Source organism: Pseudomonas sp. NA-150, assembly GCF_044336365.1.
GTDB lineage: Bacteria > Pseudomonadota > Gammaproteobacteria > Pseudomonadales > Pseudomonadaceae > Aquipseudomonas.
On sequence record NZ_CP172305.1, the window covers coordinates 5,267,471 to 5,283,950 of the forward strand.

General features: G+C 57.1%; 12 protein-coding genes and 1 pseudogene. 1 reads left to right on the plus strand and 12 read right to left on the minus strand.

Going from position 1 to position 16,480, the window contains the following annotated elements; genetic code table 11:
- Window positions 1–47: 47 nt before the first annotated feature.
- The 8 genes and pseudogenes from prfB to ACF0H7_RS24865 form a co-directional block, all read right to left on the minus strand.
- A pseudogene (gene prfB / locus ACF0H7_RS24830) lies at window positions 48–1,144 on the minus strand (peptide chain release factor 2).
- A 279-nt stretch (window positions 1,145–1,423) separates the two neighbouring features.
- Window positions 1,424–2,434 carry a diguanylate cyclase domain-containing protein gene (locus ACF0H7_RS24835; protein ID WP_397449488.1) on the minus strand — a complete coding sequence of 337 codons (1,011 nt, stop codon included), beginning with the start codon at window positions 2,432–2,434 and terminating at the stop codon, window positions 1,424–1,426.
- Window positions 2,435–2,479: 45 nt separating this feature from the next.
- Window positions 2,480–3,490, minus strand: coding sequence for a chemotaxis response regulator protein-glutamate methylesterase (locus tag ACF0H7_RS24840; protein WP_397449489.1), 1,011 nt, complete (start codon window positions 3,488–3,490; stop codon window positions 2,480–2,482).
- A complete protein-coding gene (locus ACF0H7_RS24845) occupies window positions 3,487–5,805 on the minus strand; it encodes a hybrid sensor histidine kinase/response regulator (protein WP_397449490.1) in 2,319 nt (772 codons plus the stop codon). Before ACF0H7_RS24845 ends, ACF0H7_RS24840 begins: the two co-directional genes overlap by 4 nt.
- Complete coding sequence (locus tag ACF0H7_RS24850; protein ID WP_397449491.1) at window positions 5,802–6,491, minus strand: chemotaxis protein CheW; 690 nt, start codon at window positions 6,489–6,491, stop codon at window positions 5,802–5,804. The genes ACF0H7_RS24845 and ACF0H7_RS24850 overlap by 4 nt, the downstream gene beginning before the upstream one ends.
- A complete protein-coding gene (locus ACF0H7_RS24855; RefSeq protein ID WP_397449492.1) occupies window positions 6,488–7,777 on the minus strand; it encodes a CheR family methyltransferase in 1,290 nt (429 codons plus the stop codon). Before ACF0H7_RS24855 ends, ACF0H7_RS24850 begins: the two co-directional genes overlap by 4 nt.
- On the minus strand, window positions 7,774–8,310 hold the full coding sequence (locus ACF0H7_RS24860) for a chemotaxis protein CheW (RefSeq protein ID WP_397449493.1): 537 nt from the start codon (window positions 8,308–8,310) through the stop codon (window positions 7,774–7,776). The genes ACF0H7_RS24855 and ACF0H7_RS24860 overlap by 4 nt, the downstream gene beginning before the upstream one ends.
- 9 nt (window positions 8,311–8,319) lie before the next feature.
- Window positions 8,320–9,942: a methyl-accepting chemotaxis protein gene (locus tag ACF0H7_RS24865; protein WP_397449494.1), complete on the minus strand. Its 1,623-nt coding sequence runs from the start codon at window positions 9,940–9,942 to the stop codon at window positions 8,320–8,322.
- 616 nt (window positions 9,943–10,558) lie between these two features.
- Here ACF0H7_RS24865 and ACF0H7_RS24870 point away from each other — a divergent pair.
- The gene (locus tag ACF0H7_RS24870; RefSeq protein WP_397449495.1) at window positions 10,559–10,849 is read left to right on the plus strand and encodes a DUF3077 domain-containing protein; all 291 of its coding nucleotides are present in this window, start codon (window positions 10,559–10,561) and stop codon (window positions 10,847–10,849) included.
- A 1,053-nt stretch (window positions 10,850–11,902) separates the two neighbouring features.
- Here the strand turns inward: ACF0H7_RS24870 and ACF0H7_RS24875 are convergent.
- From ACF0H7_RS24875 to ACF0H7_RS24890, 4 genes are all read right to left on the minus strand, one after another.
- Complete coding sequence (locus ACF0H7_RS24875; RefSeq protein WP_397449496.1) at window positions 11,903–12,184, minus strand: hypothetical protein; 282 nt, start codon at window positions 12,182–12,184, stop codon at window positions 11,903–11,905.
- A gap of 47 nt (window positions 12,185–12,231) precedes the next feature.
- The gene (locus tag ACF0H7_RS24880) at window positions 12,232–12,711 is read right to left on the minus strand and encodes a hypothetical protein (RefSeq protein ID WP_397449497.1); all 480 of its coding nucleotides are present in this window, start codon (window positions 12,709–12,711) and stop codon (window positions 12,232–12,234) included.
- 185 nt (window positions 12,712–12,896) lie between these two features.
- Window positions 12,897–13,730, minus strand: a complete 834-nt coding sequence (locus tag ACF0H7_RS24885) for a tetratricopeptide repeat protein (protein ID WP_397449498.1) — start codon at window positions 13,728–13,730, stop codon at window positions 12,897–12,899.
- Window positions 13,730–16,474 carry a calcium-binding protein gene (locus ACF0H7_RS24890; RefSeq protein WP_397449499.1) on the minus strand — a complete coding sequence of 915 codons (2,745 nt, stop codon included), beginning with the start codon at window positions 16,472–16,474 and terminating at the stop codon, window positions 13,730–13,732. Before ACF0H7_RS24890 ends, ACF0H7_RS24885 begins: the two co-directional genes overlap by 1 nt.
- Window positions 16,475–16,480: the final 6 nt, after the last annotated feature.

A 16,480-nucleotide genomic window follows, 5' to 3' on the forward strand; every position in this document is an offset into this window, starting at 1 on the left:
TTGCCCTCGCTGGATCACGAGGGACTTCATTCAGTACAACGGCTGGATCACAGCCCTTGCTTGAGACTCGCAATCAGGTATTCGTCGATGTCGCCATCGAGCACCTTGTCGCAGTCGCTGGCGTTCGATGCTGGTCCGCAAATCCTTGATCCGCGAGGCGTCGAGCACGTAGGAACGGATCTGGTGACCCCAGCCGATGTCGGACTTGGTGTCTTCCAGCGCCTGCGAAGCGGCGTTGCGCTTCTGCACTTCCTGCTCGTACAAACGTGCCCGCAACATCTTCATCGCGGTGTCTTTGTTGGCGTGCTGCGAACGTTCGTTCTGGCAGCTGACCACGGTGTTGGTCGGAACGTGAGTGATCCGCACCGCCGAGTCGGTGGTGTTTACGTGCTGACCACCGGCACCGGACGAACGATAGGTATCGATCCGCAGGTCCGACGGGTTGATGTCGATTTCGATGTTGTCATCGATTTCCGGCGAGACGAATACCGCGGAGAACGAGGTGTGGCGACGGTTGCCGGAGTCGAACGGGCTTTTGCGCACCAGACGGTGCACGCCGATTTCGGTGCGCAACCAGCCAAAGGCGTATTCGCCCTTGATGTGGATAGTTGCACCCTTGATCCCGGCGACTTCACCGGCGGACAGTTCCATGATGGTGGCGTCAAAACCGCGCTTGTCGGCCCAGCGCAGGTACATGCGCAGCAGGATGTTGGCCCAGTCTTGCGCCTCCGTGCCGCCGGAACCGGCCTGGATATCGAGGTAAGCGTTGTTTTGGTCCATCTCGCCGCTGAACATCCGGCGGAATTCGAGCTTCTCCAGCGACTCGCGCAGGCGCTCGACTTCAGCGGCCACGTCGTCCACGGCGCCCTGATCTTCTTCTTCAGCAGACATCAGCAGCAGGTCTTTGGCGTCGACCAGACCGGAGGACATTTCGTCCAGGGTGTCGACGATCAACGCCAGCGCAGAACGCTCGCGGCCCAGGTTCTGGGCGTATTCAGGGTTGTTCCAGACAGCAGGATCTTCAAGCTCGCGATTGACTTCGGTCAGGCGCTCATGCTTTTGATCGTAGTCAAAGATACCCCCGAATAGTTTCGGAACGCTCGGACAGGTCCTTGATGCTGTTTAGGATCGGGTTGATTTCCATGGTGGGCAGCACTCGTAGGCGAACTTTTGAAAGCCGGCGAGTATAACCCACTGCGGGCCGGCAGGGCAGCCCGTTGGGCAGCGTTGGCAGCAATCTGTAGGGCGCCCGACTTCCCTGCTCCCGCATGGAATGCGATCGTCTGTAGGAGCTGGCGTGCCTGCGATCAGCCTGATGCGATGTGTCAGGTAGGCCGCTATCGCGGGCAAGCCCGCTCCTACAGTGATTTGCATACAGACATAGAATCTCCCACAGACCGAATTTAGCCATCAAAACCGGCTGTCAGCTCGCCCCAACCACCACCTGATTGCGCCCATTGTTCTTCGCCGAATACAGCCCTTTGTCGGCGTCCTGGATCAACTGACGTGCGGTCGAGCCTGGTTGCGGAACCATGGTGGCCAGGCCGATGCTGACGGTCAGGGTCGAACCTTCCTTCGGCGAGTTATGCGCGATGCCCAATCCCGCCACGCTCTGACGCAGCTTCTCGGCCACCAGTCGAGCGCCGCCCGGCGAGGTATTGGGCAGCACCAAGGCAAACTCTTCGCCGCCGTAACGCGCCGGCAAGTGCGAGGGACGACTGCAACTTTGACGAATCGCCTCCGCCACCTGACGCAACGCTTCATCGCCTTCGAGATGGCCGAAACTGTCGTTGTAGGTCTTGAAGAAGTCGACATCGATCATCAACAGCGAGATCTGCGTCTGTTCACGAATCGCCCGGCGCCATTCCAGTTCCAGGTATTCGTCGAAGTGCCGGCGGTTGGACAGCCCGGTCAGACCGTCGGAGTTCATCAATCGCTGCAACACCAGATTGGTGTCGAGCAATTGTTGCTGGCTCACACGTAACGCCCGGTAAGCCTCATCACGCTGCAGCAGGGTCATGTAGGACCGTGAGTGATAGCGAATGCGCGCCACCAGTTCGATGTTGTCCGGCAACTTGACCAGGTAATCGTTGGCCCCCGCCGCAAAGGCCGCGCTTTTGATCAGCGGGTCTTCCTTGGTCGAGAGCACGATGATCGGTATGTCCTTGGTCTGCGGGTTGGCGCGGTATTCGCGCACCAATGTCAGGCCGTCGAGCCCCGGCATCACCAGGTCCTGCAGGATCACCGTGGGCCTGATCAAAATCGCCTGGGTGATGGCCTGATGCGGATCGGCACAGAAATGAAAGTCGATATTGTCTTCGTGAGCCAGCCCACGACGCACCGCTTCGCCGATCATCGCCTGATCGTCGACCAGCAGCACCATGGCCGAATTTTCATCGGTCTTGTTCAAGTCACCTAGCTGTAATTCATTCATGCGCGCTCTCCTGCTCGCGGACGAGGTGTGTACCGACGTGAGAAATCATTGGGCAAATACCTCGATGAGTCGCGGCGCGATTTTTTCCAACGGCCGAATTTCGACAGCAGCATCAATGGCAGCGGCAGCCTTGGGCATGCCGAACACCGCGCTGCTCTGTTGATCCTGCGCAATCGTCAGGAATCCCTGCTGACGCATCGATTTGAGCCCCTGAGCGCCATCGCGCCCCATCCCCGTCAGCAAAACACCCACCGCGTCTCCACTCCAGTAGCGGGCCACACTCTCGAAGAACACATCGATCGAGGGCCGATAAATTTCGTTTACGGGCTCGGCGGTGTACGCCAGGCTGCCGTTTTTCATCAAGCGAATATGGTGATTGGTCCCGGCCAGCAACACCGTGCCTTGTTGCGGCGGCTCGCCTTCGCGGGCCAGGCGCACCGGCAGCCCGGCCGCACTGCTCAACCACTCGGCCATGCCGGCGGCGAACACTTGATCGACATGCTGCACCAGCACGATGGCTGCGGGGAAGGTCCTGGGCAGGCCTTTCAACAAGGCTTCGAGAGCGGCGGGGCCACCCGCGGACGAGCCGATGGCGACCAGCCCCTGACGCTGCAGGTTGTGCCGCAACGGTGCGGTGGCCGGGGCCTCGCGACGGTCGCGCTGACCGATCAGCCAGCCAATGTTGAGGATTTTGCGCAGCAGTGGCGCGGCGGCATCCCGGGGGTTACCGGCGCCCAACGCCGGCGTATCAACCACATCCAGCGCGCCATAGCCCATGGCTTCGAACACCCGGTGGACGTTTTGCTGACGGTCGACCGTGACCACCACAATCGCGCACGGCGTCGCCGCCATGATCTGTCGCGTGGCCTCGACGCCGTCCATCACCGGCATGATCAAGTCCATCAGGATCAAGTCAGGCAGCACCTCGGCACAGCGGGCCACCGCCTCCGCACCATTGCTCGCGACCCACACCACTTGGTGGGCGGGTTCGAAAGCAATGGCCCGACGCAGCGCCTCTACGGCCATGGGCATATCGTTGACGATGGCGATTCTCATCCTTGCGCCTCCCCGATTAATTCCATCACGGCGTCCAGCAGGGCGTCGTCATGGAAACTGGCTTTCGCCAAATAATAGTCCGCGCCCGCATCCAGGCCACGGCGACGATCTTCTTCGCGATCTTTGTACGACACCACCATCACCGGCAAGGACTGCAAACGGCTGTCGCGACGCAACAGGGTCACCAGCTCGATACCGTCCATGCGCGGCATGTCGATATCGGTGATCAGCAGGTCGAAATCCTCGGCGCGCAGGGCATTCCAGCCGTCCATACCGTCCACCGCCACCGCGACCTCATAGCCGCGATTGAGCAACAACTTGCGCTCCAGTTCGCGCACCGTCAACGAGTCATCCACCACCAGCACACGCTTGCGCGCCACGCTGCTGGTTTGCTGGCTGCGGCGGTCGATGCGTTCGAGACGCCCGGTGTTGAGCAGTTTCTCGACTGAACGCAGCATGTCTTCGACGTCGATGATCAACACGGGCGAACCATCGTCGAGCAGCGCGCCGGCGGTGATGTCCTGCACCTTGCCCAGACGCGGATCGAGGGGTAGCACCACCAGCGTGCGCTCGCCGATAAACCGTTCGACCGCGACGCCATACACCGCATCGCGCTCGCGGATCACCACCACCTTCAGCGCATCACCGAGGGTCTGGCTTTGCGGGCGTTGCAACAACTGACTGGCAGCCACCAGACCGACATGCCGACCTTCATGCCAGAAGTGCTGACGACCTTCCAACTGCACGATGTCGTCGGCCTGCAAATCGCGCATGCGCTCGATGTGTGCCAACGGGAACGCATAGGCTTCGCCGCCGACCTCCACCACCAGGCTGCGCACCACCGACAAGGTCAGCGGCACTTCCAGGTGGAAACGACTGCCCTGCCCCGCTTCCTGCTCAAGTTCGATGGCGCCGCGCAGTTGGCGCACCATGTGCTGCACCACGTCGAGGCCGACCCCGCGACCGGACACTTCAGTGACCTTGTCGCGCAGGCTGAACCCCGGCAGGAACAGAAAGCTCAACAGCTCTTCATCACTCATCTGCGCGGCGGTCTCGGCCGGCGACAGTTGCCGTTCGACGATGCTGCGACGCAAGCGCTGCAGATCAATACCGCCGCCGTCATCGCTGATCTCCAGCACCAGCAATCCGGCCTGGTGTGACGCTCGCAGACGAATGTGCCCTTCCGCCGGTTTACCGGCCAGCAGCCGTTGCTCAGGGAATTCGATACCGTGGTCCACGGCGTTGCGCAGCAAATGCGTCAACGGCGCTTCGAGCTTTTCCAGTACGTCGCGGTCGACCTGGGTTTTTTCGCCTTCGATCTCCAGCCGCACCTGCTTGCCCAGCTCACGCCCCAGATCCCGCACCATGCGCGCCTGCCCACCCAGCACATCGGCAAACGGCCGCATGCGACAGGCCAGCGCAGTGTCATACAACTGCTGCGCGCGCTGGCTGGCTTGCCAACCAAATTCGTCCAGCTCGGCGGTTTGCTGGGTCAGCATTGCCTGGGCTTCGGACAATAATCGCCGCGCTTCTGCCAGTGCTTCCTGGGTCTCGCTGCTGACCCTGGCCTGCTTGAGGCTGGCCTCCAGGCTGTCCAGCGCCCGGCCGTTGCTGTTATGCAGACGTTTAACCCGCTGCATGGTCGCCAGAAACGGTTTCAGACGCTGGGTTTCCACCAGCGCTTTACTCGACAGATCGAGCAGGCTGTTCAGGCGCTCGGCGGTGACCCGTAACACCCGCTCGCCATTGTCGGACGAGCGTCGGTTACGCTTCGCCGCAGCGGGTTTTTCCGCTGCGGCAAGGGGCGCTGTTTCCGGCTCAGGTACGTCGAGACGCAACGCGGCTGCCAGCAAGTCGGCGCTGCTCATCTCGCTGATCGGCGCCGGTTCCGGCGCTATCGGCAGCGAGCGCGCGACAGCCGGCGCAGGCACCAGCAGCAGGTTCATCTGCACCACGTAAGCGTTGATGACCTGCGCATCGGTGCCCGAGCTGCCCGGCGTGGCGATGCGCATCAAGAGGTCGGTGCCCTGCAACAAGGCATCGATATGTTCAGGACGCAGGCGAAGACGCGATTCCTGTGCGCTGACCAGGCAATCTTCCATCACATGGGCGACGCTGACACCGGCATCGACCCCGACAATCCGCGCCGCGCCCTTGAGCGAATGTGCCGCGCGCATGCAGGCTTCCAGGTGATCGGCTTGCGTCGGGTCACGCTCCAGCGCCAGCAAGCCGGCACTGAGCACCTGGGTTTGCGCCTCGGCTTCCAGGGTGAACAGTTCGAACAACGAGGCGTCGCGCATTTGATCAGGGGTCATGAAAGGCTCCGGGTCACGGCCGACAGCAGTTGTTCTTCATCCAGCAAACGCAGGCTGCGCGCCTTCCACTGCAACACGCCACGGGTGTATTTGGCGTCCGCGTGATGGCCCGAGGCAGAGGCCGCGTCCAGTTCGTGCTGAGCGATCGCATGGATGCCGTCGACCTCATCCACCGGCACCACCACGGGACCGCCCTGCGCCGCGACGATCAACATCCGCGGCATGATTCGCGCCGAGTGATTGGCCACTGGCGCACTCTCCAGCCCGAGCAATTCCACCAACGACAGACACGCCACCAGCGCGCCGCGCACGTTGGCCACACCGAGCAAAGCCCGAGAGCGTTGATGCGGCAGCGAATGAATCACCTGCAACGGCGCCACTTCCACCAGGCACCGGGTCGGCAAGCCCAGCCACTCTTCGCCGAGGCGAAACACCAGTATCGAGCGCGTCTCGACCCGGCTGTCCACCTCGTGCCCGAACACTTGCGGCCGATGTTCCTGCGCCAGCGAATAGCGGTCGAGCAGGCGTGTCGCGGCAGCGGAATACACCGCACAGTTACGGCAATGAATGTGATCCGCCAGCAACGGGCAAGAGCGATCGCCATGGATGCCGATCCGGTTCCAGCAATCGTCAATGGCATGGGCGTCCTGCTGGATCATGCCTGGCTCACTCAACGCACCGCTCATCGATGACTTCCTTGTTTACTTCGACCATCAGGATCGCGGGGGACACGCGCGGCACGCGCCTGCAAACGCCGGGCGCCTGCGACATCGCCCTGGGAGGCGAGCAACGCCGCTAATTGCGCCAAGGCCTCGGGGTGTTGCGGCTCCAGGTACAGCGCCTTGCGATACAACGCCTGCGCCTCGCTCGCCTGACCACCGAGATCGCTTAACAGGCCCAGCCAGTAAAACACCTGGGCCACGGGTTCATAGAGTTGCAGATAACGTTCACCCGCCGCCCGCGCTGCAGCGCTGCTGCCCTGATCGGCCAGCATGGCGATTTCCAGTAGCAGCGTGCTCGCCTGTTCATCTTTGGGCAATGATTGAGGGGTCGCGACCGGGCGACTGACAACCGGTAATGGGCCCGAAGCAAAGGGTCTGGGCGTGACGCGTAACGGCATCACCGGGCGTAACGCAGGTCGCGCAACGAACGGCACTGTCGCTTCGGCGACCTTTTCCGTATGGCGACTGAAGGCGAACGACTGCGCGGCGCCCGTCGAGCGCATGCCCAGCCGCACCAGCAAGCTGCCCTCGGCCGGACCAATAAACAACACGCCTTCTTCACGGGTCCAGCGTTTGAGCACCTGAAGCGCGCGCTGCTGAGTCTCGACATCGAAATAAATCAGCAAATTGCGGCAGAACACAAAATCGTAGGCCGGCTGCGCGGCCAGCAAGTCGGGATCCAGCACGTTGCCCGCCTGGAACGTCACCGGCCGGCAGACTTTTTCATCCAGTTGATAACCATCGGCTTCAAGGCTGAAATAGCGCTCGCGAAAGCTCAGGCGGTCGCCGCGAAACGAATTTTTCCCATACAGCGCACGCCCGGCTTTTTCGATCGACAGCGGGCTGATGTCCACCGCGTCCACTTGAAACTGCCGGGCTTCGAGCCCTGCGTCGAACAGTGCCATGGCAATTGAATACGGCTCTTCGCCGGTGGAGCACGGCAGGCTGAGAATCCGCAGCGGCCGGGCGCCCATCAGTTGCGCCAAACGCTCCACGGCCAGCTTGCCGAGGGTGACGAAGGATTCGGGGTAACGAAAAAACCAGGTCTCGGGGACGATCACCGCTTCTATCAGCGCTAGCTGCTCGTCGGCCGAGGCCAGCAGCCGTTGCCAATACTGCTCGCAGTCCTCGGACTGGGTTGCGGTATGCCGCTGGCGCACCGCGCGCTCGATGATTGCCTCACCCACCGAGACAACGTCCAGCCCGATGCGCTCCTTGAGGAAGCGCGAGAAACGTGGATCGCCACTCATGGCGCGTCTCCGAACCGCTCAGCGCTCAACGGCTGCGCGGGATACAACAGCTCGCGCACCGCGTCGCTGAGCACGTCCTGAACGCGGACCCACTGCAACAGCCCCTGCTCGTCCTCACGAACCGGCCCGAGGTAGCGCGCCTCGCGGTTGTCCAGCCCGTAATCCTTGAATTCGGACGGTGCGCAACGCAGGGTATCGGTGGCTTGTTCCAAAATCAGCCCGAGCAGTTCGCGCGGGCGTTCCGCATCGACGCGGTAGTGAACCAACACCAGACGGGTACTGGTCCGCGCCTGGGCCGGCCGGCCAAAGGTCAAGGCGCTGAGGTCGATCACCGGCACCATCACCCCACGGTGGGCAAACACGCCGACCACCCAGTCCGGGGTCTGGGCAATGGGCTTGAGTTGCAGGCGCGGCAGTACTTCGGCGATGTCCATCGCTTCCAGAGCGTAACGTTCGTTGCCGATGCGAAACTGCAGAAACAAGGTGTTCTGCGGCAACGCCGGGGCGCCGCGCTTGGCCGAATGCTCGATCATCGCCTGATCTCAGACCTTGAAGCGCGAGACGCCACTGCGCAGCCCCACCGCCACCTGACTCAACTCATCGATGGCAAAACTGGCCTGACGCAAGGACTCGACGGTCTGGCTGCTGGCGTCGCCCAACTGCACCAACGCCTGATTGATCTGCTCGGCACCCGTGGCCTGGGCCTGCATGCCCTCATTGACCATCAATACCCGCGGCGCCAGCGCCTGCACCTGATAGATGATCTGCGAAAGCTGTTCGCCGACTTGGGTCACTTCGAACATGCCACGGCGCACTTCTTCGGAGAATTTGTCCATGCCCATGACGCCGGCCGACACCGCCGACTGAATCTCGCGCACCATCTGTTCGATGTCATAGGTGGCCACGGCGGTCTGATCCGCCAGACGCCGCACTTCAGTCGCGACCACGGCAAAACCACGGCCGTACTCACCGGCTTTTTCCGCTTCGATGGCGGCGTTGAGCGACAGCAGGTTGGTCTGGTCCGCGACTTTGACGATGGTCACCACCACCTGATTGATGTTGCCGGCCTTCTCGTTGAGGATCGCCAGCTTGGCATTGACCAAATCGGCCGCGCCCATCACCGAGTGCATGGTCTCTTCCATGCGCGACAAGCCCTGCTGACCCGAGCCGGCGAGGATCGAAGCCTGATCGGCGGCGTTGCTCACCTCGGTCATGGTCCGCACCAGATCGCGAGACGTTGCAGCAATCTCCCGCGAAGTCGCACCGATTTCGGTGGTGGTGGCAGCGGTTTCAGTCGCGGTGGCTTGTTGTTGCTTGGAGGTGGCGGCAATCTCGGTCACCGAGGTGGTGACTTGCACCGACGACCGCTGCGCCTGGGACACCAGCCCGGTCAGCTCGGTCATCATGTCGTTGAAGCCGGTTTCCACCGCGCCGAATTCGTCTTTGCGCTCCAGGTTCAGGCGTTTGCTCAAATCGCCAGTACGCATGATGTCGAGGATGCTAACGATACGACCCATGGGTGACATGATCGCGCGCAACAACAGCAAGCCACAGTAAGCGGCTGCCACCAGCGCCACCAGCAGCGAAATGCCCATGCTGATCTTGGCGGAAGCCACTGCACTGACAATCGAGGCAATCGCGCTATCAGCAATCTTCTTGTTCTCATTGATCATAGTGGTCGCCATCGTGCGACCGTCACTCCAGGCCGGCACCATTTTGCTGACGAACAAGGCATGCGCCTGAGCGAAGTCCTTGGTTTGATACAGACCAAGCACGTCGCCAGTAACTTTTTCGTAGATCACGCGCTGTTTTTCAAAAGCGTCGACGCGGGCTTGATCGGCGGGATCGAACACTGTCTTTTTGTAGTTGTTCAACTCACCGGTCAGCGTGTCGCCGTAACCCTTGAACTGATCAAGCTCGGTTTGCGACAGTGAGCGGCCTTCGCCTTCGGCGAGCAACTGCATCACATTTATGTAACTGCTGATCCAGGCGCTGCGCAGTTGAGTGCTGTAGAACAGACCCGGCAGCGCGTCAGTGCGCACTTCCTCTTCGCTGGACTCAATCGCAAGCAGCCGGGAAAAGGCCAAAACGATCATTAACAACATAATGGCGATGATTACCGCAAAACTCGCCAGAATCCGTTGGCGCAGCGTCCAATTCTTCACAGTCCAGCCCTCAAGAGTTCAACATCGGCAGTATTTGCCGAGTTCGAGAAGTGGACCGATGGACGGTCCAAAGCGGGTGGAGTATAGCCCAGCCACCTACGCTAAAGACGGACGTTTCCCACATAGTTTTCAGCAGGTTGCCGGGGGAGATTCGATGTTTCAGCTGATACACAGATCCCATGTAGGAGCTGCCGAAGGCTGCGATAAGGCCGGAACTGCCTTCGCGTTTTAGAGTGATCGCAGCCTTCGGCAGCTCCTACAGACGTCTTGCGCCCGGCACAGGCTCTGTTGGTGCCAACGTGTTGGCGAATGACTTGAAGCGGTGTGCCTGACATCCCCCGGCTTGACCCTCCCACCGACACTGCCTATCCTCGCCCCCGTCACGGCACATCCGTGATCAGGTTTGACGGCCTGCGCAGCACCACTAGCACCGATGCACGGTCCATCCGTTATGCAGCGCACCTTCGTGTGCCCACTGCAACGCTATGGCAACTGTGCGAGGGGCACTTTCGAGTGCGCCGGGTGCTAGTGACCGGTCCGTCAACCCACGCACAGCTGCCACCCATTCGTTTGACGGCGAATTCGGCAGCTCTCATTCCTCACTAGAGTTCAGCCAATGATTCCAAAAAACATCACCCCCACCACCGAAAAACTACCCTTCGGCCACATGTCCTCGGGCGAAAACCTGTTCACCGTCCAGGACGGCATCCCCATCCAGACCGCCCTCGAACACTCCAGCGTGATGATGGGCTGCGCCAGCTCGTTGATTGCTGAAACCGATAACGCTGACCCGCAAAGACTGCGCTCACTGACGTGGGCGAGTTTGCATTTTGTGGAGATGAGCAAGGCGCTGATTGAAGCGTCGATTGATGGGTTGGTTGGGTTTGGGGCGGAACACTCGGAGTAAGACCTGAACGTGCCTGCGCAATTGCGCAGGTACGTCTGTTACTTGGAGCCTGACGATCCTGTGACGATGCCGCTCATAGATATCGAGGCAGACCGGCCGTTACCCACCTCGTCGTGATAACGACCTGCTTCGCTGTTGTGCGAAAAACCCTTCCAGGCACACCGACGACACCAACTCCCATACAGAACCGAACTCACTTTCGTCTCCCATTCATGCCCGTCCCGGCAGCGGAAACGATAAGGGCGATCACCACCTGGGTTCGTGACAGTCAGGCAGCTACCTCCACGTTGCTCGGAAATCACGTGCAGGCGTGCCAGCCGCTCGACAAACCTTTGCTCCTCGGCGCATTGCCTGCACCAGACTCCCCGATTTACAGCCTTGCCACTCTGCTCAAAAACATGCCCTTGCGCACAACGGAAGCTATAACACTGACTGCCCGTAGTACCACTTGGCGAGAGGCACTCCCCGCCCTGCTGCGCCACCCTCAGCTGCATGCGCTTCATTCCGAAAAGAGTCCATTCGGACTCCTTCGGCGCACTCCCCGCACACTCACGACAACCACTGGACGCTATAGCCAGAACACCTTTTCGAAGCCACGTGTGCCCAAACTTACAATGAAAGTGATATTTCACATTGACCCCTATCCAACGCTCATCCAGCCACACCACATCAGCCTTTTGCGCACTCGCTCGCAACCGCTTGGTCAATCTGTCCCATTCACAAATACGACAGCCCTTAATGCGCTTGGCGATTTGTGCGGGCGGTCTGAGAAGGATATGACCTTGGGTGCATATAAAACGATGCGGTACGTGAGAGCCAAGCCAGACCGTGTCCAGGCAATCCAGTTGCAGACGAGTGGTGTTGGCACGGAGTTGGGGGTTTCGATCGAGGACGGGGTGTTTTGGTTGGGGCATAAGTTTATCGGGTTCGTGGTTTCATAGATTAATTATTAAGTACGGAAATTGAAAATCACAAGGGCGCCATTGGGGACTAACACAAAAATAAATCCGTCCCTTTTTTTGCGTTTATTTCCAACAAGCACTTATATATTCGCTAATAATCACCACCCGCCGCCCTATCTGTCTCCCAAGACTCATCTGCCAGCTTCAAAGTAGCCACTTTACTATCAGGAACAACCTCATCTATCCCCTTGACTAACTCATATGCACGACCGACCTCTCCCACATCAAAAAGAAAAGCCGCTATTAGGTTATATATTTGAAAATTATCCTTGGAAATCGGATACTTTCTCCTCAGTTCACTCATGCGCTCAGGAGACAAATAATCTCTAGCACCTTGTGAATCACCGTCAGCAACTCTTGCTTGGGCTATCATCCCGACCAAGTCTAAAGAGTCTGTTTCAACCCCTTTGATTAATTCAATTATTTTTTTGATGCGAGCCTACTATCAGAGTACCAAAGATAACCTCTTTCACCCTCTTCAAAAGTCCCTTCATACCCAGATACCACATCACTTAATCCTTTACCAACCTTTAACACCTCTCCAGCCCTGCCTTCGGCATACACATAAGACATGTAATATTTTCCTTTCATACCAAGCCCTGAGTGCACAACCTCCCACAGACACGTAAAGACCAAGAGCTCTTTATCCCCCACCACACTATATACATCTTGTAAAGATGGATCACCTCCATCTGGGCTACATGTGTCCGGTAAGTACAAACGCAGCCCATCAGGAGATATCAATGTACCCTTTATCGCGACCCCACCTAAGTCAGGGTACGATGACAACTCCAACTGATCGTACCCCATGAAGGGTGGATAAATTTTAAATGGCTTATCGGCAGCATGGACCATCGAACAAACTACAAGACCCAGAATGTATATAAAAAATCTACTCACAAAGTTAACTCCATAGCAACCATCTCTTTTTGGCGTATTGCTCAAGTGGTAACAAGTGCAGATAAAGGCTGTAGAAAGTCAGGCTGTTTTTCTCCCCCTGCTTTGGACCTTCCGGGTTTTCCGGCGACTCATAACGGTAAAGAACCAGACAGAAGGAAGTGGCCGCCCCTTTCAACCAACAATCTTTACTCTTGTTTTTCTTCAAGTCGCCCGAGTACCCGAGCGGGAATAGCATTAGACTTCCCAGCATTTTTCATAGCTTCTCTATACATAGTATAATACCGATACGCCTCGGCCTTCCGGCCTACCGACCATAATGAATCTGCAATATTGACTTTCAGGACAATACGGTCAGGTGCCACGCTCTCTACAGACCTGAATAGCAGCAATGCATTTTTATCCCCCCCTCCTTCGGCCAAATAGAACCCTATATCATTAACTCCTGAAGGATCATCCGAAGGTGGATAACATGCCAAATACGACTCCACCCCCATGTACATTGCTCTTTCAATAAATCTCATTCTATTTTCATTTGTTTTTAATTTAGCGATGGTTTTTAAAAGCTCTCTAGGACTTTCAGTTTCAAGACCAAGCTTAATTGAATCGCCTTCCTCCGTCCGCCAAACACTCCCACTCCAACTTCCGCTACAAAATTCTGCAGGTCTGCTAAGCATCACGCATCCGGTATCCATCGATAACAAATCGCAATACTGATTTTCTGTGTTAAGGGTAACTCCATCCTGATCTGTCACCTCTCCAAACTCCACTCTCTGAACGAACACTTTACTTTTGTCTGGTGATAAGGCTTCAGAGTTAGCATCAGCTGCTACCACACCATACACATCAAATTCGTGCTGTCCATTTGAGTAACTGACCTTACTCCACCCTGCCGCTTTGCCATCCCACGCACCTAAGCGAAGCACTGAGTTCCCTCGCCCCTCTAAAACCTTTTCATCTCCATGCGCATTTTTTCCGGCGAAGAGTAAGGCAGCGATCATAACTACATAAAAACGCATCATTACAACTCTCTCTGCAATTTTTCTAACCGCTCTACTGGCTCAGTCATCCTCCTATTTCGCCCATAGATTTCTATGACAGAGTTTTCGTAGATTGCATGCAAATCGCCCCAAGCTTCAACCTGCTTACTTACTTCAGGGTTGGCTTTATAAAATGAATCTAAAGCTGCCCCTAGATCATCCCTAACATTACCGGGCCTATTAATATCTTGATCCAACACCAGTGCTTGCCCAAGTTTCGACCTAAACAACTGGGCTGCTGAAAATCCGTAACCTGAAGGTTTTTTCCTAAGAGCACTACGCAGGCGATCAATATAGTCCATAATTTGCAACCGAACGTAGAGCGGGCTTGAAATAGCGCATACCATTGACGAAATCGGCAAACAATTAATAATACTATTCAGTGTTAAATCACTACATCCTACTCGTAAACTTTCCTTGAGAGCGGCACCCTCTAACTTAGCTCCTTCGCACCATTCAGAATACTGATAATACATGCTTGTGCGATTTTCGGATGTATCCAAAAACCATCCTTGAGATTCAAAAAAATCAAAATAGGCGTCAGGGTTAGCATCCTTAAATTTTTTAACCTGCAGAGGGAACTCTCCCTGTCCAGATGGGCTAATTGTTTTCTGCATAGCACCAGCTGTCAGTATCTCGCTATCATAACTTTGCACCGCATTAAGCTTGCCCTCGTTCTCGGTCATCACGACGATGATCTCTTTTTCGTAATCGGTAACAATTCCTAAGGTGAGTAGCTCCTCCCACTGGGATTCTTCACCCAGTTTTCTGTCCCCCCAATGCACAGGGCCGTAATATGTATTTCTAGTGCTTCTGGACCTCCAACGAGTTACTTTTATTTTTGCGTCACAGCAATTTCTTGGAGTCATAAGACTTGATAGAAACTCCACCGGATGAAAATACCAAGCCATCCCATCCCTCGGTAATCCCACTCGCTCCGGCAACTGGTCCCAAAACACCAGGTTATCAATACACTCATTGGCATAACGCAAACGTTCCGGCTCACTAACCAATCGATCTCGCAGCGGTTGCCATTTAGCATCGCTGGACGGCAGTTGCCATTCGGTGTGGTGATACGGGATGACTTTCGACCAGCGATCTCTAATCGCCGGATTTCTGAGGGTTTTTTGAAGTTCGGCGGGGGTTACTGTGCCGTCACCGTCACGGTCTGCGATGGCATGCAACTCGCCATAAAAATTGCACAGGCGGTCGGCTGGCAGAGGGCTGCAACTGTTGGTGACGTATTGCTCCACCACCTTGAAACCGATGGCGCGCAGGTCGTGCTGGCTGACGATTCGGACGCCGGAGCCTTCCTCGTTGACCCGTTCTTTGTTGATCAGGCCAGTAAGGGTACGCAGTTTGCGTTGGCCGGATCGGTCTCGGGCTTCCACGGTTATTTTGTAGGATTCGACGCCTGCCTCATCGTGCTCGGTGGGTACTTTGTTCAGGGCGTAAATCTGGTCCTGAAACAGGTAGTTCGTGAACTCACTTTGTACGTCGCGCATCAAGATATGCTGTTGAAGTCTCCGAACTTCAAGGAATTGCTTGCCTTGTTTAAGACCCGCTTCATTGTCGAGGAAGGCGTCGAGGTTGGGGTCGAAGGTGAAGACCTCGAGATGCACCTGGTGTTTGGACGTTTTACCGTCATCGACGGGCATCTCATAGAGTCCGAGGTAGCCAATTGGATCGCCAGCCCTGATTGGGATGGGTTCTGCCGGAGCGATGGCTGATAGAGGGCAGTTAATTTCTCGGTGCGCAAATCTGAGAACGTCATCCTCCACGCGGGCCCAGAACAGGCGGCCATCTGAGGTGCATTCAGCCATGCGCCATGTTTCGCCATCGATGCCTGTCACTCGAACAGTTGTTCCTTCGTCATAACGGATAAGTGAGTTAGGCCCTAGATTGCGACCTGGCAAACGCGCGCCAACTCGCCCGCTCGCAGGCGCCTCAAACAGTTCCAATTCGTCCCGGACATGGGCCAGAACTTGACCTCGCCAGTACGTTGGCCACTCTCGCTGAGGAGCCGGTACCTCCGACATTCGCGCGTGGCCATTGGCCGCGCGGATGCGATCGTTTCGATAGCGACTGGCGAACCAGACCTCAGCCCCCTCTCGTAGTTGGCCTATTTGCCCTTTAACAATCCGACCTCTTGCAAAATGGTAGTCGTCGCGATTATCGATTTCTTCCAGAATGTCGAACTCAGTGCCGTTCTCGATATTGCCTAATTTTGTGCTGCCTTCCCTTCCCTTTGGCACGTTACGCGCAGGCCATCCGCCATTGATGACTTTAACTCGGCGAATATGGTTTGGATTGGCATCGGGATAACGCTCAAACGGCAACAAGTGCATGTAGAGACTGTAGAAAGTCAGGCTGTTTTTTTGATCTTGATTTGGACCTTCGTCTGGATTGGGCGGCGATTCGTATGTGTGACGAACCAGACAGAACGAAGTGGAATACTTCATCTGTACGTCACCGACCTGCGACTCCAGGTAATCACGGTTCAAGCGATAAGCCACCACCTCACCATCAGCAATACACCGCACAGGCTCGTCATAAACACACTGCGGCGCACTCTGATCACTGATATGAACCCCCCCATGCCAAAACCGGTTTTTACCTAGCAGGTAAAAGCCGGATGTCTCGGCCTCAAGGGCGGTGTGGAGTTGTTCGGCATCTTTGAACTCGCTGCCGTCGGCTTTGCGAATCGGAAATTTAAACGTTTGCATGGATAT

Excerpts from the sequence above, each read along its gene's own strand:
- ACF0H7_RS24835 (WP_397449488.1), bottom strand. The coding sequence starts at position 2,434 with ATGAATGAATTACAGCTAGGTGACTTGAACAAGACCGATGAAAATTCG.
- ACF0H7_RS24840 (WP_397449489.1), bottom strand. The coding sequence starts at position 3,490 with ATGAGAATCGCCATCGTCAACGATATGCCCATGGCCGTAGAGGCGCTG.
- ACF0H7_RS24845 (WP_397449490.1), bottom strand. The coding sequence starts at position 5,805 with ATGACCCCTGATCAAATGCGCGACGCCTCGTTGTTCGAACTGTTCACC.
- ACF0H7_RS24850 (WP_397449491.1), bottom strand. The coding sequence starts at position 6,491 with ATGAGCGGTGCGTTGAGTGAGCCAGGCATGATCCAGCAGGACGCCCAT.
- ACF0H7_RS24855 (WP_397449492.1), bottom strand. The coding sequence starts at position 7,777 with ATGAGTGGCGATCCACGTTTCTCGCGCTTCCTCAAGGAGCGCATCGGG.
- ACF0H7_RS24860 (WP_397449493.1), bottom strand. The coding sequence starts at position 8,310 with ATGATCGAGCATTCGGCCAAGCGCGGCGCCCCGGCGTTGCCGCAGAAC.
- ACF0H7_RS24870 (WP_397449495.1), top strand. The coding sequence starts at position 10,559 with ATGATTCCAAAAAACATCACCCCCACCACCGAAAAACTACCCTTCGGC.
- ACF0H7_RS24875 (WP_397449496.1), bottom strand. The coding sequence starts at position 12,184 with ATGATAGCCCAAGCAAGAGTTGCTGACGGTGATTCACAAGGTGCTAGA.
- ACF0H7_RS24885 (WP_397449498.1), bottom strand. The coding sequence starts at position 13,730 with ATGATGCGTTTTTATGTAGTTATGATCGCTGCCTTACTCTTCGCCGGA.
- ACF0H7_RS24890 (WP_397449499.1), bottom strand. The coding sequence starts at position 16,474 with ATGCAAACGTTTAAATTTCCGATTCGCAAAGCCGACGGCAGCGAGTTC.